The organism is Terrisporobacter hibernicus, assembly GCF_020809405.1.
Classification (GTDB): Bacteria; Bacillota; Clostridia; order Peptostreptococcales; family Peptostreptococcaceae; genus Terrisporobacter; species Terrisporobacter petrolearius.
In genome coordinates this window covers 281495-306057 of the sequence record NZ_CP081135.1, presented here as the reverse complement: position 1 = coordinate 306057, position 24563 = coordinate 281495, and the positions used below count along the sequence as shown (strand labels likewise).

General features: G+C 28.4%; 22 protein-coding genes. 14 read left to right on the top strand and 8 right to left on the bottom strand.

Translation table 11 applies throughout. The annotated features are described in order from the left end of the window. Nucleotides 1-69 precede the first annotated feature (69 nt). Nucleotides 70-1452 carry a sigma-54 interaction domain-containing protein gene (locus JW646_RS01490; RefSeq protein ID WP_228416314.1) on the bottom strand — a complete coding sequence of 461 codons (1383 nt, stop codon included), beginning with the start codon at nucleotides 1450-1452 and terminating at the stop codon, nucleotides 70-72. Nucleotides 1453-1759: 307 nt separating this feature from the next. On the opposite strand from JW646_RS01490, the gene JW646_RS01485 reads away from it, so the two are divergent. Continuing rightward, a complete protein-coding gene (locus JW646_RS01485; protein WP_206924937.1) occupies nucleotides 1760-2689 on the top strand; it encodes a DMT family transporter in 930 nt (309 codons plus the stop codon). A gap of 86 nt (nucleotides 2690-2775) precedes the next feature. Here JW646_RS01485 and JW646_RS01480 read toward each other — a convergent pair whose 3' ends face one another. The 4 genes from JW646_RS01480 to JW646_RS01465 form a co-directional block, all read right to left on the bottom strand. Further along, nucleotides 2776-3171, bottom strand: a complete 396-nt coding sequence (locus JW646_RS01480; RefSeq protein ID WP_228416313.1) for a YxeA family protein — start codon at nucleotides 3169-3171, stop codon at nucleotides 2776-2778. A gap of 30 nt (nucleotides 3172-3201) precedes the next feature. Beyond that, a complete protein-coding gene (locus JW646_RS01475; RefSeq protein WP_148557508.1) occupies nucleotides 3202-3951 on the bottom strand; it encodes a hypothetical protein in 750 nt (249 codons plus the stop codon). Continuing rightward, the gene (locus JW646_RS01470) at nucleotides 3945-4748 is read right to left on the bottom strand and encodes an ABC transporter ATP-binding protein (RefSeq protein ID WP_148557509.1); all 804 of its coding nucleotides are present in this window, start codon (nucleotides 4746-4748) and stop codon (nucleotides 3945-3947) included. Before JW646_RS01470 ends, JW646_RS01475 begins: the two co-directional genes overlap by 7 nt. 268 nt (nucleotides 4749-5016) lie before the next feature. Continuing rightward, complete coding sequence (locus tag JW646_RS01465) at nucleotides 5017-5964, bottom strand: TIGR01212 family radical SAM protein (RefSeq protein WP_074917768.1); 948 nt, start codon at nucleotides 5962-5964, stop codon at nucleotides 5017-5019. A gap of 166 nt (nucleotides 5965-6130) precedes the next feature. Between JW646_RS01465 and JW646_RS01460 the strand changes: the two genes are divergently transcribed. From JW646_RS01460 to JW646_RS01450, 3 genes are all read left to right on the top strand, one after another. Continuing rightward, entirely contained in the window at nucleotides 6131-7645 is a 1515-nt protein-coding gene (locus tag JW646_RS01460; RefSeq protein ID WP_228416312.1) for a VanW family protein, read from the top strand. A gap of 63 nt (nucleotides 7646-7708) precedes the next feature. Beyond that, nucleotides 7709-8359 (top strand): fructose-6-phosphate aldolase, encoded by a 651-nt coding sequence (gene fsa, locus JW646_RS01455; RefSeq protein ID WP_074917761.1) that lies wholly within the window; start codon nucleotides 7709-7711, stop codon nucleotides 8357-8359. Between the two features lie 130 nt (nucleotides 8360-8489). Further along, on the top strand, nucleotides 8490-9650 hold the full coding sequence (locus JW646_RS01450; protein ID WP_228416311.1) for a DUF116 domain-containing protein: 1161 nt from the start codon (nucleotides 8490-8492) through the stop codon (nucleotides 9648-9650). A 16-nt stretch (nucleotides 9651-9666) separates the two neighbouring features. Here the strand turns inward: JW646_RS01450 and JW646_RS01445 are convergent, their stop codons facing one another. Further along, nucleotides 9667-9843, bottom strand: coding sequence for a hypothetical protein (locus JW646_RS01445; RefSeq protein WP_228416310.1), 177 nt, complete (start codon nucleotides 9841-9843; stop codon nucleotides 9667-9669). Between the two features lie 362 nt (nucleotides 9844-10205). Here JW646_RS01445 and JW646_RS01440 point away from each other — a divergent pair, with 362 nt between their 5' ends. Beyond that, complete coding sequence (locus JW646_RS01440) at nucleotides 10206-11006, top strand: CPBP family intramembrane glutamic endopeptidase (RefSeq protein WP_228416309.1); 801 nt, start codon at nucleotides 10206-10208, stop codon at nucleotides 11004-11006. 18 nt (nucleotides 11007-11024) lie between these two features. Here JW646_RS01440 and JW646_RS01435 read toward each other — a convergent pair whose 3' ends face one another. Continuing rightward, nucleotides 11025-11369: a hypothetical protein gene (locus JW646_RS01435; RefSeq protein ID WP_074917754.1), complete on the bottom strand. Its 345-nt coding sequence runs from the start codon at nucleotides 11367-11369 to the stop codon at nucleotides 11025-11027. Further along, nucleotides 11359-13284 carry an OPT family oligopeptide transporter gene (locus tag JW646_RS01430; RefSeq protein ID WP_228416308.1) on the bottom strand — a complete coding sequence of 642 codons (1926 nt, stop codon included), beginning with the start codon at nucleotides 13282-13284 and terminating at the stop codon, nucleotides 11359-11361. The genes JW646_RS01435 and JW646_RS01430 overlap by 11 nt, the downstream gene beginning before the upstream one ends. 370 nt (nucleotides 13285-13654) lie before the next feature. Between JW646_RS01430 and JW646_RS01425 the strand changes: the two genes are divergently transcribed. The 9 genes from JW646_RS01425 (at nucleotide 13655) to JW646_RS01385 (ending at nucleotide 24437) form a co-directional block, all read left to right on the top strand. Then, nucleotides 13655-15355, top strand: a complete 1701-nt coding sequence (locus JW646_RS01425) for an ABC transporter ATP-binding protein (RefSeq protein WP_228416307.1) — start codon at nucleotides 13655-13657, stop codon at nucleotides 15353-15355. Between the two features lie 148 nt (nucleotides 15356-15503). Beyond that, a complete protein-coding gene (locus tag JW646_RS01420; protein ID WP_228416306.1) occupies nucleotides 15504-15929 on the top strand; it encodes a flavodoxin in 426 nt (141 codons plus the stop codon). Nucleotides 15930-16114: 185 nt separating this feature from the next. Continuing rightward, entirely contained in the window at nucleotides 16115-17500 is a 1386-nt protein-coding gene (locus tag JW646_RS01415) for a rhodanese-like domain-containing protein (protein WP_228416305.1), read from the top strand. A 1-nt stretch (nucleotide 17501) separates the two neighbouring features. Beyond that, nucleotides 17502-17921 (top strand): hypothetical protein, encoded by a 420-nt coding sequence (locus tag JW646_RS01410; RefSeq protein WP_074917740.1) that lies wholly within the window; start codon nucleotides 17502-17504, stop codon nucleotides 17919-17921. Between the two features lie 442 nt (nucleotides 17922-18363). Beyond that, nucleotides 18364-19737, top strand: coding sequence for a peptide MFS transporter (locus tag JW646_RS01405; protein WP_228416304.1), 1374 nt, complete (start codon nucleotides 18364-18366; stop codon nucleotides 19735-19737). A gap of 151 nt (nucleotides 19738-19888) precedes the next feature. After that, nucleotides 19889-20851 (top strand): S8 family peptidase, encoded by a 963-nt coding sequence (locus JW646_RS01400; protein ID WP_228416303.1) that lies wholly within the window; start codon nucleotides 19889-19891, stop codon nucleotides 20849-20851. A gap of 161 nt (nucleotides 20852-21012) precedes the next feature. Next, nucleotides 21013-21801 (top strand): ABC transporter ATP-binding protein, encoded by a 789-nt coding sequence (locus JW646_RS01395; RefSeq protein ID WP_074917735.1) that lies wholly within the window; start codon nucleotides 21013-21015, stop codon nucleotides 21799-21801. Next, entirely contained in the window at nucleotides 21791-23827 is a 2037-nt protein-coding gene (locus JW646_RS01390; RefSeq protein WP_228416302.1) for an ABC transporter permease subunit/CPBP intramembrane protease, read from the top strand. Before JW646_RS01395 ends, JW646_RS01390 begins: the two co-directional genes overlap by 11 nt. Before the next feature lie 118 nt (nucleotides 23828-23945). Next, the gene (locus tag JW646_RS01385; RefSeq protein WP_228416301.1) at nucleotides 23946-24437 is read left to right on the top strand and encodes a hypothetical protein; all 492 of its coding nucleotides are present in this window, start codon (nucleotides 23946-23948) and stop codon (nucleotides 24435-24437) included. Nucleotides 24438-24563: the final 126 nt, after the last annotated feature.

Genomic DNA, 24563 nt, shown 5'->3' with positions numbered 1-24563 from the left:
CTGGCATTTTTTATATGTTAGGGAATTATAGTTCTACTTACGCTGTCGATAAACTCTGTAATTAAATTATTATAGATTGTACTTTCTAATAAGTCTGCTAGCTTTGGATTGAGATATATTTAGGCATTTGGCTACCTTATAGGAACTTTTATAATGCTTATAGGTTTTAGAAATAATCTCTTTTTCGTAGGATTCCATTAAAGTATCAAAATCATGTTCATTAAAAAAGTCTTCCTTATCCTCAATATTATAATCAAAGTTATAGTTGAAAATATCTTTTGGAAGGTTTTTTTCAGTAATCACATGATTAGTAGATGTTAAAACAAGCTTTTGTATAATATTTTGAAGTTCTCTAATGTTACCAGGAAAATCGTAGCAAGAAATTAATTTTATGGCATCCTTTGTAATTATTTTATTAATATTAAATTCAAAGCAATACTTATTAAAGTAATGTTTTATTAATTCAATAAGGTTATCCTTTCTGTCTCTTAGAGGAGGTATTTTTAATTGAATAACATTTAATCTATAGTAAAGGTCTTCTCTAAAGTTTTTTTCCTCTACCTTTTTTAATAAATCACAGTTTGTAGCAGATATAATTCGAATATCTACCTTTTTTTCTTTCATGCCACCTACTGGAGTAAAGGTTTTTTCTTGAATTAACTGAAGAAACTTTGCTTGAAGGCTTGGAGGAATCTCTCCAATTTCATCTAAAAATAAAGTCCCCTCATGAGCAAGCTCCACAAGACCAGCCTTTCCTTTAGTTGAAGCTCCTGTAAAAGCACCTGGCACATATCCAAATAATTCCGATTCAAGAAGTTCTGGTGATATGGTTGCACAGTTAATAGTTATAAATGGTTTATCTGATCTTCTACTGTTTTTATGTATATATCTGGCTAATGAACTTTTTCCAGTACCTGATTCCCCAAGGAGTAAAACTATAACATTTGTTTTTGAAATTTGATTTACTGTATTGATTATGGGTTTCATAACGCTTCCTGTAAGAATAATATCAGTTTCTATTTTCAGAGTAGTTCTATATATATTTTCAATTTCGTTTTTATATTTATTAACTTCATTTTGTGTATCTGTTAATTTGTTTTTTATTTGATTAAGTTCTGTAATATCTCTAGTGTTTTCAACTATAAATTCAATCTCACCCTTATCATCAAATAGGGGAGTGGCTGTTAAGACAAGTTTTTTTCCTGTATTAGTAAACTGTTCCATAGAGCTAGTTTTCTTTGTTATCAAAACCTGAGGTATGGCACCTACTGTAGAATAGCCTTTTTCAGACAATATCTTAACATTTTTACCAAGCATCTCTTCTTTTTTTATTCCGTAGTTTTTTTCAAATGCTTTATTACAATAAATTAGATTACCTTTATTGTCAGCAACACAAATCTCATCATGGGATGCATCCATAATTTTTTTATAAAAATCATCTTTAAACTTCAAAATTATCCCCCTTTTTTTAAAAATAAGTCATTTTAGACTTAATATATTAACTAAATTTCCATATAGTGCAAATGAGTCATAAATAACTTAATTATATTAGAATAATAAGTCAAAATCAACTCATTTTGTTAAATTACTTATTTTAAATATAAAAAATAATAAGCTTTTACAAATATAATAAAAAAAATGGCTTAATTTCAACAACTTTGTTTTAAAAAATTAGAATGTAAAAGTTGGCATGCTATTTGCTATAACAAATATTAGAATAATAAGACAGATTATAATGTTTCAAATGGAGGACATAAGAATGGGTTATTTATACATATTACTAGCAGGTCTTTTTTGGTCTAGTATAGGATTATTCACAACAAACCTAAGTAATATAGGATTATCAACAGAAGAAATAAGCTTTTTAAGGCTTTCAATGGGGTGTATTATATTAGTTTTTTATGCAATTATAAAAAATCCAAGTTTATTAAAAATATCAAAAAAAGGACTTATTTATTCAGTAATTATAGGATTACTTTGCCAAGGATTATTTAACTACTGCTATGTAAATTCCATAAAAAGTGCAGGAAGTGCAGTAGCAGCAGTATTACTTTATACTTCACCAGTATTTATTACAATTTTTTCTAAAATTATATACAAAGAGAAAATTAATAAAATGAAGTTATTATCCTTAGCTATATGTGTAGTTGCAGCAATACTTGCAGTTACAGGAGGAAGTTTAGATTTACAAAGTATAAGTACATTTGGAATTATAAGTGGAATTATGGCAGCCATTCTTTATTCATTAATGCCAATAATAAGTAAAAATATATTAGATGAAGTAAATAATTTAACTATGATGATTTATTCATTTTTAACAGGAGCATTGATTCTTGTAGGTAGAGTGAATTTTGTTAAAGTTGGAGCTAGTATAGGACATATGCCTGTAGTTTTAAATATAATAGGATTTGGATTATTCTCAGGAGCTCTTGCTTATATTTGTTATACAAGTGGTGTGAAAAGTGGAATAGAACTTTCTGTTGCTGGTGTAATAGCATCAATAGAATTAGTATTTGCACAAGTTATTGGATGGACTATCATGGGAGAACCATTCAACACTGTAAAAATAATTGGAGTTTGCTTAATGATGGTTTCTGCTATAGTTGCTCTAAAAAGTGTTACTAAAGTACCATCTGAAAGTGAAGAAAGTCTTGATTTAGACCTTAGAAAGGTTGCAGGTCAAGCATAACATTGCCCTTTAAAATTTATAATTATAAATTATAAAAAAGTCCTTCGTAAAAAATTTTACGAAGGACTTTTTTAATTTACACTATTTTATTTTCTAGTTCCTTCTTTTTCTATCTTTTCTAAAGCTTTCTTTGGTACGTCATCTTTTTTAACTGGAACTTGACTAAGATCCAATGTTTTACTTGATTTTACCTTAACGTAAGTTCCAGGAGCGTAATAATCTTTTGAAGTACCTCTTTGAACAAAACGCACGTCTTTTTTCTTTCCCTCTTTATCATAACCAATTAAATCATATGTTTTTCCTTTATCTTGTTTTTTACCATCACTATCTACTAACCAAGAGTCTTTAATCACCTCATCTGATGGTACTTGAGTATAATAAGTTTCTGATGCTACATACCTATTATTATAATATCCTTTTGCCCAAACTGCTCCACCTACAATTATAGATAAAACTATTAAAATTCCTAATGTTTTTTTCATATTCTGCCTCCTAAAATTTAAGTTATTTTTTTAAAATTCAAGTTCTTTTTTTCTAAATATAATCATTGAAACTATCACTGGAATTACCATGTATAGTACAATCTCTATTATAGAATTTATATTAAAACTTCCTGTTGTTATATAGTTTAGCTTTTCTATAGCTAGCAATGTTGTAAACAAATGCTCAGTTAAATTTCCTATTATGTCTACTACAAACTTTTGAGAAAATATAAGACTTAATATAATTCGTATTGTTCCTGAACATAAAAGTACAAATGATATTGTTCCATACATTGCATTTTGATAATGATAAACTAATATTGTAGATATATTTACATATACAATAATCTTAAGCATTCCTATTACTGAGCTAAAAGCTAGTCCTAAAAACTGCTCATGGCTAAGTGTAAGTCCTATAATTTTTGGCATAACTATTGCCAGTACACCTAACAACACACCTGAAATTACTGATAATACTACTGTTTCTATTGCTTTTGTTAATATAATTTTATTTCTATCAATACCATATCCTATAGCTATTTGCATTGCTTTACTTTTAAAATCATCTGAATATATTGATAAAAATATTGGTATTCCTACTACTAAAGGATAGAATTCTAAAAACATATCTGTTTTTGAAGCATATCCTCCTGCATCTAAATTTGGATTGTATATCATATATACCATAATAAAAAATAATCCTACATAAGCTGCTAATGTGTATACCAAAGACTTCTTACGACTCATTCTATTTAAATCAGCTATTAAATAATTTAGCATTTCTTCGCCCCCTCTACTAATTCAAAATAATAATCTTCTAAAGTCTTTTTAGATGATTTTTCTTGTAAAATTTCTATTTGATTTTCCTTTAAAATTTTCTTTGTTTTCTCAATATCACTTACTTTAATCTCTATAGTATCTGATTCACTTTCCAGATTATTTTTGTCTATTTCTTTAAGTATTTTTCCTTCGTGAACAATACCAAATCTATTTGCAGTATGTTCTAATTCTCCAAGAATATGAGATGATACTATTATTGTCATTTTATATTCTTCATTTAATTTCTTTATCAATTTTCTTATATCGGCTATACCTTGTGGATCTAATCCATTTGTAGGTTCGTCTAATATTAGTATTTCTGGGTTACCAAGTATGGCGTTAGCTATTCCTAATCTTTGCTTCATTCCCATAGAAAAGTTTTTATACTTTGCTTTTGTTTCATGCAAGTTTACTATTTTTAATACTCTATCAATTTCTCCCTTATCCTTGATTCCTTTTAATTGTCTATAATAGTTTAGGTTTTCTCTAGCATCTAAATAATCAAAGAAGTTTTTTCCTATAAAAAACCCTATTTCTTTTCTATTTGTAAGTAATTGATTTTTATCTTTACTACCTTTTATTGATAATTCTCCACTACTAAATTCTGATAAGCCTAGTATAATTTTAAATATGGTTGTTTTTCCCGCACCATTTTTTCCTACAAGCCCATATATTTCACCACTATTAACATTCAAACTCAAGTTTTTAGTTACATGGAATTTGCCATAATATTTATTAATATTTTTTAACTTTATCATACGCTCTCCTTTTCTTGAACTGTGCTTTATTTAACTCTATTTTATATATTCAATCTTAAATAAAAATAAACTGAACCTTAAATAAACCTTATTTTTTATATTTGTATCATATTTCTATAATTTATTTTTAAACACAAAAAAACTGACACCTATGGGGTGTCAGTTAAGATAACCTATAAAAATGTATTTTTGAGCAAGGTCGTTGCCTAAAATTTCATAGCGGCAACACGTTGCTCAAGCGAAGCAAATTTTTTTATGTGAAAATTTATTATTTTGAAGATAAATACTTTATACCTTGATAAGAATCTCTTGATTTTAGAGTATCATCAATAGCATTTAGTACTTCCCACTTTTTCAAAGACCAAAGAGGGCCTACCAAATCTTCTTTTTTACCATCACCTGTTAGTCTATGGATTACCATTTCAGGTGGAAGAATTTCTAACTGATCACAAACTAGATTTACATAATCTTCTTGTGTCATTAAAGTCATCATATTCTTTTCTAACATTTTTGCCATTGGAGTGCCTTTTATAACATGAAGTAAATGAATTTTTACTCCATGAACATTTAAATCAGCCACAGCCTTAGCTGTCTCCATCATCATATTATAATCTTCTCCAGGAAGTCCATTAATAATATGAACCACAATTTTTATATTTTTTGCTTTTAACTTTTCTACGCCTTCTACAAAGGCCTTATAATCATGACCTCTATTTATAATTTTTGAAGTTGAGTCATGAATAGTTTGAAGGCCTAACTCTACCCATAGATTAGTTCTTTTGTTTAACTCACCTAAATATTCAACTACATCATCTTCCAAACAGTCTGGACGAGTAGAAATAGAAAGTCCTACTACATCATCTTGTTCTAAGATAGTTTCATATTTTTCCTTTAGAACCTCTAAAGGAGCATAGGTATTTGTGTATGCTTGGAAATAGCCAATATATTTTGCGCTTGGCCATTTTTTTAGCATCATCTCTTTAATTTCTTTAAACTGTTTTATTAAATCATCTTTTGGATTACCAGCAAAATCTCCAGAACCTTCTTTGGAGCAGTAGGTACATCCCCCATAAGATACTTTTCCATCTATATTTGGACAAGTAAATCCTGCATTTATAGAAACTTTAAATATTTTTTCACCAAATGTATTTCTAAGATAGTAATTCCAAGTATGATATCTTTTATTGTCATCAAATGCATATTTGAACTTTGTCATTTTATCACCTTTTTCTTATGATTTATACCTAGTTATATTAACATAAATTTTTATTATATACAAATTCCTATAAATAAAATGATTACGAAAATGAAATTTTTTAAAACGAATAAAGTTTAAGTTTATTAATACAATTTACTAGTGGTGAAATCAAAGGAGGGGTAGTGTGGAGAGAAAGGATGACAATAATGATATTATAAGAAAAGCTCGACAAAAGGCAAAGCAAGAAAAAGAAGAAAAGGAAAGTTTAACAAAAGAAAATCCAGATGAAAATAAGTTAGAAAATAATATTAATATAGAAAATACTGATGAAGAAAATAATGAACAACTAGAAAATAAAGTTGAAGAAAATAATAATGAAGAAGATGAAGATTTTAATAATAAAGAATATGTAAATAGTGAAGACTTACAAATCATAAAAGAAGAAATAATCAAGGACGATGAACATACAAAAAAAGACGTTAAAAAGAAAAAGAAAACTTATATTAAAATTGGGTGTTTTCTTTTATTAATTACAGTAATGTATTTTGGTGCCAAAAGATATGACTCTCTAGTTTACCCAAATATAACCTTATATGAAGAAGATGTTTCAAAACTAAATGAACAACAATTAAACGAAAAGGTAAGTGATTTGGCAAATAATATTAATAATAATAAAATAATTATAAAATTAGATGATAAAGATTATGAAATTTTACTATCTAATATAATTGATAAATTAGATGTAGTAAAAGTTGAAAATGAAATAATGAGTTATGGTAAAGACAAAACATTTTTAGAACAATTTGGTTTAATATATTTAGGCGTGAAAAGGAATTATAACTTTAATATTAACCTTAATAATGAAGCCTTAGAAAAAGAAGTTAATAAAATTTATGATGATACTCATCTATCTCCTATTGAACCAACACTTGAGATGAATGGGGATAAATTAAATATAATAGAAGGTAAAAATGGTAAAAGTATTAATGATAAAAATTTAGAAAATAAAATAATAGAAAAAATAAATAGTAATGAAGTGGGAAAAAGTAATATAATTATTAAAGAAGAATATGAACAAATCAAACCTAAAATAGATAATAAAGATCTTGAAGGTGTAGACTACAAAATTTCTTCTGCAACAACATACTATGGTGGAACAGGTTACAATAGGGGACTGAATATATCTAATGCAGCAAGGAAAATTGATAAAACATTATTAATGCCTGGGCAGGAGTTTTCATACGAAGACAAAGTTAGTCCAGTAGACCTTAGTAATGGTTATTATATGGCGCCAGTTATAATAAATGGAACTCATAAGAATGCCCCAGGAGGTGGAGTTTGTCAGGTTTCTACAACATTGTATAATACACAATTAAAAGCAGGAATTCTACCAACAGAAAGATATAATCACTCAAAATCTGTAGCCTATGTACAACGAGGATTAGATGCCACATTAGCAACAGGAAGTAAAAACTTAAGATTCAAAAATCCTTATGATTATCCAATTTATATTCATGCTTATGCAGTTGGAGGACAAATTACAGTGGAGTTTTGGTCAAATAAAAGTGTTTTGGATGGAAAAAAATATACTCCTGTAAGTTTTGTGAAAGGAAATGTGGCAAATACTTATCTTTATGGGTATAATAATAAGGGAGAATTAATATATAAAAAATACATCGACACAAGTATTTATAAATAAAATATATTAATTTTCAAAGATAACCTACATACAAAAGAAAAGCGAGCAAAGGAGATTATAAAAATGAAGTTATTTTTAGACACAGCAAATGTGGAAGATATTAAAAAAGTTAATGATATGGGTGTAATATGTGGTGTAACTACAAATCCATCTCTAATAGCAAAAGAAGGAAGAGATTTTACAGAAGTAGTTAGAGAAATTGCTTCAATAGTTGACGGACCAATAAGTGGAGAAGTAAATAGTGACGATGCTGAAGGTATGATAGCAGAAGCAATGGAAATAGTAAAAATCCACAAAAACATGGTTGTTAAAATACCAATGACTGCACAAGGGTTAAAAGCTGTAAAAGTATTAGCTGCAAAGGGAATAAAAACTAATGTTACTTTAATATTCTCAGCAAACCAAGCGCTACTTGCTGCAAGAGCTGGAGCAACTTATGTATCACCTTTCTTAGGAAGACTTGATGATATATCAACTAATGGAATGGATTTAGTTAGAACTGTGGCAGAAATGTTTGATATACATGGAATAGAAACAGAAATAATAGCTGCAAGTGTTAGACATCCAGTTCATGTTACTGATGCAGCATTAGCAGGAGCTCATATAGCAACAGTACCAGCTAAGTTAGTATACCAAATGTTAAATCATCCTTTAACAGATCAAGGAATTGAAAAGTTTAAAAAAGACTGGGAAGATGCTTTCGGAAATAAATAAATAAAAAACTCATGGAATTAGTAATGTAATTTCATGAGTTTTTTTTAATTAAAGTCTTGCATAAAAGAATAAGAACATTACTATGATTATACTAAAGAATAATATTTTTAAAAGGAAGGTAAAACCACATATGAAGGAAACAACATATTCTTTGTGTAAAGAAAATTATAATTCAAATTTGTTTTATAAAAAATTATCAAGTTTTACATTGGATGTTGAAAAATTAATATTTTGTACTTGTGGAAAGTATGTAAAAGATTTTATTAACTTTTTAGAAAAAAATCATATTGAAAATATAAGAACAACTTCAGAGTATTCTTTGGAAATATTAATGATAGGGGTTTTGTGGAAAAATTATATAAACAGAGCAGTAAACCTTCAACAAATACCTAAGAAGATTTTAATAATTTTATCTTATTTAAGAAAATATGAGATTATAAAAAATAGTGTTGATAAAAAAAGAGGAATGATAGAAACAAATTTTTTCAGTATAGAGGATGAGAAAATAATTGATTCTAATATAAATAATTTTGGCAAGTTAATTGGGTATTTAGATGCGACTGGTGATTTTAGGGAAGAAGTTAAAAGATTAAAATCATGGGAAAAATATTTTATAACAAGTGGAGAAGAGGAAGCTAAGAAAATAATTTTGTCTTCTTTAGAAATAGAAGACATATTTGAGACTAAAGCCAAAATAGAATTAGGTCCTTATACACAAAATGTAGATGAATTTTTGATTTTAGCAAAAGAAAAATATAAATACAGAGAAGACTATATTACATGTACAAAAAAAGAAGTAGAATACCATCTAAACATGGTAGGAGCACAAATAATGAATAAGTCCTATAGGGAGCTTTTTATTAAGTCAAAGGAAAAGAGATTATTGCTTCCGTCATGTATGAAGGCACAAAATGAAAACTATTGTAAGTCAATAAAAACTAAAGAAGGATATATATGTGCAAATTGTACAAAATCATGTCATATAAATAAATATGATAAGTTAGGTAAAGATTATAATTTTAAAGTTTATATAATTCCTCATGAATCAAATATTACTGTTAAAAGAAAGTTTCAATATGGAGATATAGGAATAATCGGTGTTGCCTGTGTTCTTAATTTAATATCAGGTGGACTTAAGGCAAAAAATTTAGGTTTTGTTCCTCAATGTGTATTTTTAGATTATTGTGGATGTAAAAGTCACTGGCATGAAAGTGGAATAATAACGGACATTAATGAAGATAAATTACTAAGTACATTAGGAATAGAAAGTGCAAATATTCAAGGAGATTGAAAGAGAACCTCCTTATTTAGAGCAAACCATACCAAGGTTTACTCCAGTTACAGTAGTGATACTCATCTTTCCATTGTAAATCAGTAGTAATGTAAAAATCACCATAACTTCTTGTTGATTTATAAAAAATATTTACTACAGAAAACTTAGAAGATAAATCCTTATCTATAATTACATGATATTTGTTGTCCACAACATATATATTATCCTTTGAAGTAGGCTCATCCTGAGCTACATTAAAAACAGGTCCATGTCATGCAATTTCTTTCAAATAAATACGAATATACTTTTCATTATCTAATTCATCCATTTCGTAGTTTTTAAACATGTCATCAAGAGCGGCTTTTGCCAAATCAGTTATGTTTATTATCATTATAGGCTCCTCTTATTATTTATATTGTTATTGATAAAACTATTTTATCCAATTACTATTAATATATCAAACTAATTTTAATTTCAGGTATTATAAAAAATAAGATATTGAATGAAAAAACTTATTTTATAATATACAAATTATTAAGTTATAATAAAAATAAAAAATAAGAGGGAGATTTTATGAGTAAGAAAAAAGCTGGTATTTTAGCATTAATAGGATATTTAGGAACTATGGGCATTGGGATTTTAATAGGAAATGTAGTATCTAATATATTGGGTGAAAATGTGCTAGGAACAATGAATATGAATGGAAATAATATTATTTATAAACTCATAATTCAAATACCACCAACAGTATTTATTATGTATTTTATAAAAAAATATTATCCTTGGGAAGATTTAAGTTTTCCATCAAAAGATTTAAAAAAATTTATATGGTTTGTTCCATATTTAATAGTTTTAGTATTTATGGTAGGAAAATTTATAACTGAGTTAAGTGAGCATGTATCAACTTATGATAGTTCAATTTATTTGCTTATAATAATTGTTTTTATAGGAACAGCCATGGCAGGTTTTTGTGAGGAAGTTATTTTTAGAGGTATAATATTAAATTCATTTAAAAGTGAAAAATCCTATCTATTAGCTATGATAATAAGTAGTTTAGGTTTTTCCATAGTACATATAACAACTATAGTAATGGGAAATTCTTTACTTGAGGCACTTGCCACAGTATTTTACTCATCCTTATTAGGTTTTGCCTTTGTTGGTCTTGCAATGAAGATGAAAAATATATGGCCTTTAATTATTTTCCATTCTATTTGGAATTTCATATTAATGGCATCCCAAAGTTTACAGCTGGAAGTATCTATGGCAGCTGGTATATGCAATGTTATGAATATTTTTATGGCTATAATACTATGGATTGTTGTTATTGTTGATCAAAAAAGAAAATATAGAGAAAAAACTATACTGGCAAATTAGCCAGTATAGTTTTTTATTTTAATTAATTATTTCAACATATTTACAATCTGTATATATATGGTTTATAAAAAGTAATAATCTTTCATATAAAGGGTGAACCTTTTGGCCATATTTCAATTCTAAATTTTCGCCTATTTCTTCTACAGTATTTTTACCATTTAGCAAGATAAATACTGAACTACAATATTCATCAAGTTCAATTTTTTTGTACATTGGTATTTTAAATTTAAGTTTTCTTAAAATATTTTGTACTTTATGGTCTTGTTTTTCAAACAAAGTAACTATTCCATTATCGTCTATAAAATAATCCACATTTTCGCAAATTTTAAATCTTAAATTTAGAACTTCTTCATTAGTCTTCATTATGTTTAACCTTTGCAAATGCAATCGGAATAGTTGTTGCTACAACAAGGATAACTAGTAGAAGCAATGCCATTGAATTTGATGCGGCAAATCCAGCAGGTACCATAGGTGTAATTATACCAGATACTTGTAGTATTATACCTATTAAGCCTATTATAGATCCACCAGCAACTAATCCTGATGATAAACTGATACCATTTGAAACCTTAGCTTCTCTTTCCAAATCATTTTTAGCAGTCTTCTCTACAAATAAACGAACTAGTGCTCCTACTAATATGATTGAAGTAGTAGAGATTGGTAAATAAAATCCTATAGCAACAGTCATTATTGGTAAATTTAACATAAATAGTACTAAAGCTATAACTACACCAGCAATAACCATAACCCAAGGTAAGTTACCAGACATTATACCTGATGTTAATGTAGACATTAAGTTAGCTTGAGGTAGTGCAAAAGGAGCGTCAGCACCTGTAATTGCCAACTGGCTAGAAAGCACAACTATTGTTCCACAAACTACAGCCACACCTACTATAGAAGCTAGTGCAAAGCTATTTTGCATCTCTTTTTTACTACCACCAATTATATAAGTTACCTTTTGAGATTGATTATATCCACCAGCAACAGATATGGCAGTAACCATAAAGCCTGCAAATAAAAGCAATGATTTGTTATCTGCAAGTCCTGTCCAGCCAGACACGACGAATACAAGAGTTAATATTACTAAAGATGCAATAGTCATACCTGATACAGGAAGGTTTGATGTTCCTATAGTACCTGTTAAACGTCCAGAAACTATAACAAATAAAAATGATAATATGAATGAAACTATAATAGCAACAGCTGCCATTGTAATACTTTGAGATATTAGATAAGCGGTAATTAAACCAACAACTACACCACCTATTAATATTAACATTTCAGAAGAACCACCTTTATCATCTTCATTATTACCTTTTTTAGCGTTTAAAGTTTCTCTTATAGAAACTACTATAGTTGGTATAAGTCTTATAGCACCGATTATACCACCACAAAGCATCATACCAGCACCAATATATTTTACATAACTGCCTGATATAGCATTTACATCCATAGTATTTATGGCAACAGCAGGGTCATTCCATATGAACATTCCCTCACGAGCCATATCAGAGAAGTAACCTATAAGTGGAGCTACTGCAAAGTTTGATAGTATAGAACCAGCAAACATTGTTAATGAAACCTCTAATCCAACTATGAACCCTATACCTAGTAAAAGTGGGTTTACTTCTAAAGAAAATTTCCACTTATAAAATGGAGTACCTAAATAAGTCATAACATTGTTGATTACATTTAAAAATGAACCAGTTAGAACGTTTATGATACCACTTATTCCAAATCCGATACCCATGTATTTTATGGCGTCTCCGCCACCTTGTGAAGCTACTAATGTTTCAGAAATAGCCATAGATTCAGGATACATAAGTTTTCCATGTTCCTCTATTATTAAGTAATTGTAAACTAGAGCAGAACAACCTATACCAAATAAACTTCCTGCCACACCTGTTGTCAAACCTTCTAAAAAAGTAAGGTCGCTTCCTATTAAAATAATTGCTGGCAGTACAAAAATTAATCCACTAGCTATAGATTCACCACCACTAGACATACCTTGTATAATATTTTTGCCAAGTATTCCTTTATCTTTTGCAAAAACTCCTACAAACATGGAACCAATTATTGCTCCCGGAATTCCTGCTGCTACTGTTAAACCTGATTTCATACCAGAATATGCAGTTGATGCTGCAAATACAGTAGAAAGTATTATCCCTATTATCAGTACGGGAATATTTGCGCCTTTATTGGATTTATCAGTTATATAAGGTACATAATCCTTACCTGACACACCTCCATAGGCCTCTTTAGGTAATTTGTTACTCATTATGTCATCTTCCTTTCTATTTTATTAATAAAATCATTTGTTCTTATATAGTGTTTAACATTTTCGTAAAAAAATTTATATTATTTTTGAAAAATTGGAAATAAATTTTAAAATAAAAAATATAGGCCCTAAAAATTAATTTTTAAAGGAACAAAAAGAGGTAAATAATGTAATTTGTAGAATATAATATGTGGAAGTTTATAGAAAAAAGGAGCATAAAAATGAGAAAGGAATAAGCTAAAAAGTTTAGTATAAACATATATTTTAGAAGAATCATTCCTTTTGGAGTGATTTTTTTGATTGAATACTGTATGCAAAGTGTATAAATATATAGTAAACTTTATATTACTATCAAATTTAGGAGGAATACATGATAAAAGAATTTATAAATTATTATAAACCATATAAGAAACTTTTCTTTATGGACTTATTAGCAGCATTATTATTTGCTATATGTAACTTAGTATATCCCATGATTACAAGGGATATAATGAATGAGGTTGTACCAAATAAGGATTTAAGCATGCTTGTTATTTTTGGGTTTACCTTATTATTTATATTTATAATAAAGGCATTCTTAAATCACTTTATGCAATATTGGGGCCATGTGGTAGGTGTTAGAATGCAAGCTGATATGAGAAGTGAAGTGTTTACTCATCTTCAAAAACTGCCTAACTCATACTTTGACAATCATAAGACTGGAGTAACCATGTCTAGAATAATAAACGATTTAATGGATATTTCTGAGCTTGCTCACCATGGGCCAGAGGATTTATTTGTGTCAATAGTTATGTTTATAGGTTCATTCATTATTTTATTAAACATAAACATACCACTTACCATAATAATTTTTGCCATACTACCTTTTGTAATAATATTTGCGGCAAAACAAAGAAAAAGAATGCAAAATGCTTTTATGGAAACGAGAGTAACTACAGGTGAAGTAAATGCTACATTAGAAAATTCTATTGCTGGAATGAAGGTAACAAAATCTTTTTGTAACGAAGAAGAAGAATTAAATAAATTTAATCATAGAAATAATATTTTTAAATCAGCTAGACAAAAAGCTTATAGAGTTATGGCTGACTATTTTTCAGGAATGAATTTATTTATGGATCTATTAGAATTAGTAGCACTAGTTGCTGGAGGATATTTTACTTATTTAGGTGAAATCAATTTAGGTGATTTTGCAGCCTATATATTATATGTAAAAATGTTTATAGAGCCAATTAAAAAGTTAATAAACTTTACAGAACAATATCAAAATGGTATGACTGGTTTTGAAAGGTTTATGGAAATAATTGAAGAAGATGTGGAAAAAGAAGTGAAAAATCCTGTGGAGCTAAAAGATATTAAAGGAAATATTGAAATAAATAATGTTTCATTTACTTATGAAGACAAAAAACAAGTATTAAAAAACTTAGATTTATCAATTGAAGCTGGTAAAACAGTAGCTTTAGTTGGACCATCTGGAGGAGGTAAGACTACCCTTTGCAACCTTATACCTAGATTTTATGATTTTGAAGAAGGTGATATAAGAATAGATGGTAAAAGTGTAAAAAATGTAAGTTTAAAATCATTAAGAAAAAATATTGGTGTTGTTCAACAAGATGTATTTTTATTTACAGGAACTATAAAAGAAAATATATTATGTGCTAAACCAGATGCTAGTGACAAAGATGTAATAGCTGCGGCTAAAAAAGCAAGAATACATGATTTTATAGAAAGTTTACCACAAGGTTATGATACTTATATAGGAGAGCGTGGAGTTAAGCTTTCTGGAGGACAAAAACAAAGAATATCTATATGTAGAGTATTTCTGAAAAACCCTCCAATAATAATTCTTGATGAAGCTACATCAGCTCTTGATAATGTAACAGAAAGAGAAATTCAAAAATCTTTAGAAGAGCTAAGCAAAGACAGAACTAATTTAGTTGTAGCCCACAGATTATCTACAATAAAAAATGCTGATGAAATTGTAGTATTATCAGATAGTGGTATAGTTGAAAAAGGAACTCACAGTGAACTTATTAATAATGGTGGGGTTTATAGTAAATTACATGTAAGTTAACATATAAAAAGTCTGAATCTAAAATTACTTTAGTTCAGACTTTTTTAATTTAGTAATAAAAATAACATAATAATGATAATTATTCTCATTTACAAAACAATATAATGATGATATTATTATATTAAATAAATCTCAAGGAGGAATAATTATGAATAATAAAATAAATATAATATTTTGGAGTGGAACAGGAAATACAGAATCTATGGCACAAGCCATATATGAAGGTAGCAAAAAAGGTGGAAATTCAAAATTATTAACTGTTGATAAAGACACACTAGATGATGTAGTAGAAGCAGATATATTATTTTTAGGTTGTCCGTCTATGGGAGTGGAGGAATTAGAAGAAAGTGAGATGGAACCATTTATGGAAAGTATCTCAAATGATATAGATGGCAAAAAGATTATTCTATTTGGATCTTATGGATGGGGCGATGGAGAGTGGATGCAAGACTGGGAGCAAAGAATTAAAAATTGTGGAGGAACAATAGTTGAAGACAGCATAATATGCAATGAATCTCCGCAAGAAGATGTTTTAAAAGTATTAACATCACTTGGGCAAAAATATTCTAATTAAACTAATGATTTTGGGAAACCATATGCTAATAAATAAGCATGTGGTTTTTGTTTATTTACAATATTTACTATTTATAGAATTTTTCTATACTAATACCTGTTTTATAGAAAAAATTAATTTGACCATATATTATTGGGAAAGATATAATACAAGTGCTACATATCAGAATAATGGAGGAAGAAAACATGCAAAAAAAATTATTAAGTCTAGTTTGTTGTGCTGCCCTATCAGCAATGTTTGTTGTAGGTTGTGCAAGCAATGACAAAAGTAAAACTAGTGAAGAAAATAAGACAAAAGTAGTAGCAACAGATGATGTGAAAAAATCATTAAAAGATGAAAAAACAATAATTGTAGATGCAAGGGGAAATGACGTATATAGCGGTTGGGCTATTGAAGGTGCAACTAGAGGTGGTCATATACCAGGAGCTACAGATTTTTCTGCAGATTGGTTAGAATCTAAGGCAGAAAATAAAGACGACTATTTATCAGATGCTATAGAAAATAAAAAATTAAAGTCTTATGAAAACGTAATTGTATATGATACAAATGGAGAAGATGCAAGTAAAGTTGCAAGTTATTTATCTTCTAATGGAATAAAAAATGTATCAACTTACGATGCTAATGAATGGATTAAAGATAAATCTTTAGAACTAGAATCATATAAAAATTATGATATGTATGTTCCAGCAGATATGGTAAAGGAAATAGTAGATGGAAAAACTCCAGAAAACTTTACAGATAGTAAAAATATAAAAATTGTAGATGTTAGATGGGGAAATGATAAAGAATCAGGATATTTAGATGGACATATACCATCTGCAGTTCATGTAAATACAGATGACTTTGAGACTCCAAAAGTATATGTTAATAATATAGAAGAGTGGAGATTAAATGGGGACAAAGCTCTAGTAAACCTAGCTTTAAAAAGTGGAATAACTTCTAAGGATTGTGTAATAGTTACAAGTCCAGAACCACTTGCAGCTTGCAGATATGCTGTTATACTTAAATATTTAGGTGTAAAAGATGTTCGTGTAATGAGTGGTGGATTTGATGTATGGAATGAAAAAGGATATGCATTAGAAAAAGAAGGTGTAAAAGCAAAAGCTGAAAAAGATTTTGGAGTAGATGCACCAGCAAATCCAGATATGATAGACACAATAAAAGAAACAAAAGAATTCTTGAAAAAAGATGATTATACACTTGTAGATAACCGTACTTGGAATGAATATATAGGAAAAGAAAGTGGATATAGCTACCATAAAATAAAAGGCCGTATAGAAGGTGCTGTTTATGGATATGCAGGAAAAACTGATTCAAGTTCAATGGATTATTATAGAAATGCAGATAAAACAATGAGAAATGGATATGAAATACTATCTATGTGGAAAGATGATTGTAAAATAGATTTAAATAATCATTTAGCATTTATGTGTGGAAGTGGTTGGAGAGCTGCTGAAACTTACTGGGATGCTATGGTAATGGGACTTGATAATACATCGCTATATTCAGATGGATGGATTGCATGGAGTAATGAAGGAAATAAGTATGTAACAGGAGATCCTACAAAATAATATGAGTAAAACCGTTAAAAAAATATTTTATTGTATATTTACTTTTGTTCAAATAGCAATGATCGTTGGACTAAAAGTGGTTCATGACTTGTCTAGTAAAAAAGCAGGAGTAAATCATCATCTGAGATTTTATAAATCAAAATATAACAATGAAATTTTTACAACATCTAATATTCCTATTTTTAAATTGATTATTGGAATAGTAATGATTTTATTACTTATAGCATTGGTTTATTATATCTTTAAAAAGAAAAAAACTCATATTTTATTTGACTTTATAATAAGCATTTTATGTTGCATTTTAATAATTTGGATGTTGACTAGTACAACACTTGTGTCTATACTGGTTTATCCATTTATGGTTTTGGTTACAGTTTTAGTACTAGTAATTGAAATAATAAAAATATTTATAATAATATAATTAAAAGCTATGGTAAAAAATGGTTGACATTTTTCACCATAGCTTTCTTTATTAAGGGAATTATTAACATAATATGATAAAATTTCAAATAGTCGGAATGTTTTAAATGATATTTATATTAAAAAAATAATTATGACAAAAAAATACTTTTTTTAAGTTGACTATGATAACGATTTTTGGTACATTTTGTATGGGGAGTAAAATTAGTTTTTGCATTCCTAGAATATGTTTAAACCATATTTGACATCAAGGACTATCATTAGATTTATGTATGGTAAATAAGCATTACGTATTTAGAATTTTCCGAATGCACCAGTCAAAAAAATGGAATCATGCAAATAAGTAAATAAATAAGATACATTATTTTAGGCACATGACTAATGGTGACGAAGCAAAGGGAAATCTCTAATAAAAAAAACATAAACTATATTGGAGGTAGTACATGGAAAACACAGTAAAAACTAAAAAGAAATACCCTTTTGGATTTTATGTATGTGCTTTATCTTTCACTCTTGAAAGAATGGCATTTTATTCATCAAAATGGTTAATCGCGGTATTTATAGTTGCTACAGCAGCAAAAGGTGGTCTTGGACTAGATGCTACAGAAGGGGCAAAAATGACTGCAAACTTAGTTGCATTCACATATTTGACACCAATACTTGGTGGATGGATAGCAGATAGATGGGTAAGCCCTAGATTATGTGTTGTGTTAGGTGCAATATTGATGGGACTTGGATATGCTTGTGGATGGCAATCGGCTGTTCAATCATCTCCTGGATTATTATGGGGAATGATAGCACTTGTATCTGTAGGAACAGGTTTCTTTAAAGGAAATATTTCAGGAATAAACGGTAAATTATTTGATGATCCAGATCAACTTGACTCTGCATTCTCAGTTCAGTATTCATTTGTTAACATAGGTTCTTTCATAGGAACAACTTTTGTTGCATTTATAGCTTTAGCATATGGATATGGAATTACTTTCTTAGTATGTGCTGGATTATTATTCTTAGATGCTTTATGGTTACTATTTGCTGGTAATGCTGCTTGGGGAGATGTAGGTAAGAAACCTTTCAAAGCTGACGAAGTTAAAGAAAGTTCAAAGAAAGCAGAAGATAATGTACCTCTTACTGTACTAGAAAAGAAAAGAATTGGAGCTATAGTTCTTGTAACTATATTCTCAATAGTATTCTGGATAGTTTGGTACTTAACTTATATGCCAGTATTATATCACTGGGGACCAGATGTTGAAACAGCTAATAAAGCTAACTGGGTAATTGGAAACTTTACTGTTCCATCTGCTTGGTTTGATTCATTAAATGCACTTTGCTGTATAGCTCTTGGACCAGTTCTTGCAGCTTATTGGACTAAACGTGCTAATTCACCAAAAGGTGACTTAAGTATGTTCAAGAAAACTGCATTAGGTATGATATTATTAGGATTAGCATTCGTTGTTATGGCTGTTGCTGAAATAGTTAGAGGAGAAAATCAAGCTAGCTTAATATGGATAGTAATGGTAGGTGTATTAATGTCAATTGGTGAAATGGTATTCTCACCACTTGGAAACTCATTTATATCTAAATTCTCTCCAGCGAAAGTTTTAGGACTTATGATGGGAGTTTGGCCATTTGCAATATTCATAGCTGGTAAATCTTATGGATACTTATATGAATTCTTAGGAAAATTCTCATTTGCTCCAGCTTATGGTGCAGTTGCTGCAATAGTTATAGTTTGTGGTATAGTTCTTTGGTCAATGGATAAGAAGTTAAATACTCTTGTTGAAGACGAAAAAGAAGAAGAAGCTTTAAACGCATAATAAGTAAATATATACTTTTATATAAAGTAGCCTCAACATATGTTGAGGCTATTTTTTACATGCAAAGAACATTTCCACATGAATATGAATATTATTTAATGTAGAAAAATGTCTGTTTTCTATATTAAATAATATTGGGGTGGTGAAAATATTGGAAAACTTAGAAAATATAATCGTAAAACAAATTCCAGTTATTAATTATAAAGATGTAGTTCAAAGAGCAAATATCTCCATAACTTCTGACAAAGATTATATTACAGATGGTGTAGTAATGATAAATGCACCTTTTATGTGGAGTAAAGGAATCACAGGTAAAAATGTGAAAATTGCTGTAATCGATTCTGGGTGTGATACAACTCACAAAGACCTACAAAATAGAATAATAGGTGGTAGAAACTTTACTACTGAAGACAATGGCAATATAAATAAATATGAAGATTACAATGGTCATGGAACACATGTATGTGGAACTATAGCAGCATCTAATAATAATCAGGGTGTAACAGGTGTGGCTCCAGATGCAAAATTGTTAATTTTAAAAGCCTTGGACAAAAACGGTTCAGGAAGTATGAAGAGTATTATAGATGCTATAAATTTTGCAATAAGTGAAAAAGTAGATATAATATCCATGTCTTTGGGCACATCTAAAGACATTCCTCAGTTACATCAAGTTATAAAAAAAGCAGTTGATAGCAACATATTAGTTGTATGCGCAGCAGGTAATGAAGGGGATGGTAGTGGAAATACAGATGAATTTTCTTATCCAGCAGGATACAACGAAGTAATTAGCGTAGGGGCTGTTGATTTTTCTAAATCTGCTGCAAGATTTAGTGACTCTAATAAAGAAGTAGATTTGGTAGCACCAGGTGTAAATATAGTATCAACTTTCTTAAATGGAAAATATGAAACTTTGTCAGGAACAAGCATGGCAACGCCTCATGTAACAGGATCTCTAGCTCTTTTAATAGAATGGTCACAAAAAGAATTTGGAAGAAAATTAAGTGAAGCTGAGTTATATGGTCAGTTAATAAAAAATACTAATACTCTACCAATACTCAGAACACTTCAAGGTAATGGATTAGTATTTATGGATCCTAACAACATTTTAAAATAAAACTGTATATATAAAAAATAATAAGCAAAGGTTGCCCTAAAATTCATTTTGGAGGTGGCCTTTATTTTTTAATAAAGAAACAATATAGATTTACAGCAAATGGAAATGATATAATTATATAAAAAGTATTTATTAAGGGGAAGAAGAAAAGGGGTTTATTAATGATTGAGGTAGAAAATTTGTGCAAATCCTTTACTAGACAAGTAAAAGATAAAAGTAATAAGAAAAAGTTTAAAACAAAAAAAGAAGAGTTTCTAGCAGTAAATAATTTATCTTTTAAAATAGGAAAAGGAGAGATTATTGGAATATTAGGACCAAATGGAGCAGGAAAAACTACACTACTTAGAATGCTTGGAGGAATTTTAACTCCAACTTCTGGACAAATTAAAATAGGAAACTACAACTATGAAGAAGATAAAAATGCAGCTAAAAAAGAAATAGGATATCTCTCAGGTAATACAAAACTATATAATAGACTCTCTCCTAGGGAACTTTTAACTACATTTGGAAGTCTATATGATATGTCAAAAGAAGAAATAGAAAAATCTATAAATAGTATAATTGAAATTATGGATATGGAAAGCTTTATTGATAATAGAATAGAAAACTTATCTACAGGACAAACACAAAGAACCTCTATTGCAAGATGCCTTATACATAATCCAAACATATACATATTTGATGAGCCCACATTAGGCTTAGATGTAATAAGTAGCAAATCTATTATAGATTTTATGAAAAGAGAAAAAAATAGAGGGAAGACTGTATTATATTCAACTCACTACATGGAGGAAGCAGAAATCCTATGTGACAAGATTTATATGATACATAAGGGTGAATTTATTGCTGAAGGCAGTTGTGAAGAACTTAAGTCTAAGTATAATACAAGTAGCCTTAGGGACATATTTATAAACTTGGCAAGTGAAAGGGGGGGCTTAAATGAGGAGTAAAATGGTAAAAGCCATTTTTAAGAAAGAAATGATAGACATTCTTAGAGATAAGAAAACTCTATTTATGGGAATTATACTTCCTTTAATTTTATATCCTGTTCTCATGTTAATAATGACTCAAGTTATGACCATGTCTATGAATAGTATAAAAAATGAAGATATTAATATAGCTTTTGAAAAACAACCTAACAAAGAGCTTATATCTACAATAGAAAACTTTAAGGATGAAAGTAGTGGACATATTAATATAGTTAATACTAATAATTATAAAAAAGATTTGGAAAAAGGATCTATTGATGCATACATAAGTGTAAAAGGTGAAAACAAAATAGAAAACTATAAGATATATATAAATTCATCAAAAGACAATTCATCAAATATAAATAGTAAATTAGAAGGTGTTTTTTCATCATACAAAGATAGTAAAGTTAAAAACAAAATAGAGCAGTCCAACTTAGATGTGAAAGAAACCCTTGAACCAGTAGCATATGAAACTGTTGATGTGGCTAAAAATGAAGAGTTGGCAGGATTTGTTCTTGGTCAAATACTTCCACTGATTTTGATTATGGGAGTGCTTCTTGGAGCTATTTATCCGGCTATTGATTCTATGGCAGGAGAAAAAGAAAGAGGCACACTAGAAACTTTATTTACCTTACCTATTACTAACCTAGAACTTGTTATGGGTAAGTATATGGCAGTATCTATTTGTGCAATTGTAACGGCAATTATAAATGTTGTATCTATTTTAATGACATTAATGTATATTTTAGCAACTGGAAATATGACAGGACAGATGTTTTCTCATAGTTTGAGCATTTCAGCCTTGGCAGCGCCATTACTTATAACAATAATATGTATTTGTTTATTTGCCATGGTAGTGTCAGCCGTAAGTATGTGTGTTTGTTCATTGGCAAAAAGCTTCAAAGATGCACAAAACTATATTACACCAATTATGTTGTTGGTCCTTATACCTTCTTATGCATCTATGGTGCCAAACATGAACTTAGATAGAACTACTGCTGTAATACCTGTTGTAAACATATCTTTATTAATAAAGAGTGTACTTACTTTTAAGTCTAGTTTAGGATTAATAGCATTGGTATTTATATCAAACTTTGCCTTTGTAATTTTGGCAGTTATTTTGCTTTCAAAAATGTTTAATTCTGAAGAAATATTGTTTGGAAACGGAAAGAGTTTTTCCTTCTTAGAAAAAAGAAGTAATATACAAAAGCATACTATGCCAGGTGTAAGTGATGGAGTTGTTTTATATGCTGTTGGATTGGTACTTTTAATTTATGTAGGAAGTTATGTTCAGTTGAAATTTAAAATGACTGGTATTGCTTTGACCCAAATTATGATCTTAGCATTGCCTCTTTTATTTGCTTACTATATAAAAAGTGATTTTAAAAAGGTATTTTCTTTAAAACTACCTAAGTTTAAACATTTAGTTGGAGCATTTAGTCTTTGGATTGGAACCTATTTAATTGTATTTGTAATAACTAATATAATTTTATACTATTTTCCACAAAACCAAGAGATTATAGAAGGATTAAATAATGCCTTGTTTATGAAAGATAACTTGTTTTTAAATCTATGCTTGGTGGCCGTAATGCCAGCAATTTGTGAAGAGTTATTTTTTAGAGGTTTCATACTAACATCTTTTAAATACAACAAAAAATCCTATAGAGGAGCTGTTATTGCCTCTGGAATATTATTTGGCATTATGCATATGGATTTTATCAGAATTATACCTACATCAATTCTAGGCATATCTTTTGCATATGCAGTATGCAAAACTAATTCTATTGGCGTAAGTATGTTTATGCATTTTATAAATAACGGATTCGCAGTTGTTGTAAGTTATGTTTCTTCAAATGTTCTTAAAAATGTTGAAATGAATACTGTTAATTACTTGCCATTTAATCAATTACTTGTTTTTATATCATTAGGAATTTTGTTTATAGGTATTGCTGTTTTATTATTTAAAGAAAATAAAACTTTAGAGAAAAATAATATAATTGAATAGAAAAATATATAATAAGATTGTTCCTGGAGCAATCTTATTTTTACATTAGGTCCATCCAGTGGCTGAGTGGCGGCGAATTTTTTATGAATTGAGGTAAGGTAATGATATAATATAGAAAATGATAAAAGGAGATAGTAAATTGTTGAGTATTGAAGAAGTAGAATTTGATTTGAATAGATGTGAAGAAGTATTAAAAAATAATGATTATATGGAAGTAGTAATAGCTATAGAAGAGCTACAAGATAAATATAGAAATAAGATTAATAATATAAGTGAAAATGAGAATAATGTTGTTTGGAATTATAGCAAAAAGGATTTAGAAAAAATCAAAACATGTTTATTTGATTATAAAAAAGAAATGATTAAAGAAGAAAAATTAAAAAATATTGAAGAAAGGTTGAAAGATTTTAAACTGTTTATTAAAGACAATAATGTGAAATATAAAAATGATTTAGATGAAATAATTAATTTAATTGAAGATATAAACAATAAAGATATAAGTTTAGATGAAAAGTATGAAAAGTTAAAAATTTGTTTTAATTTATTGAAAAAAACTGATAGAAAAACTAGTATGTATATATTAGAATTAATAACTTTATCAATAAAATAAGTTATAACTAATTTAAACTTAGGTTTTGAAATTATGATCAGTATTATAATTATTGACTATGATTTATGAATATTAAGTTATTTACAAGTATAAAAAATTCTTGAGTTAAAGTATAAAAAAGAAATC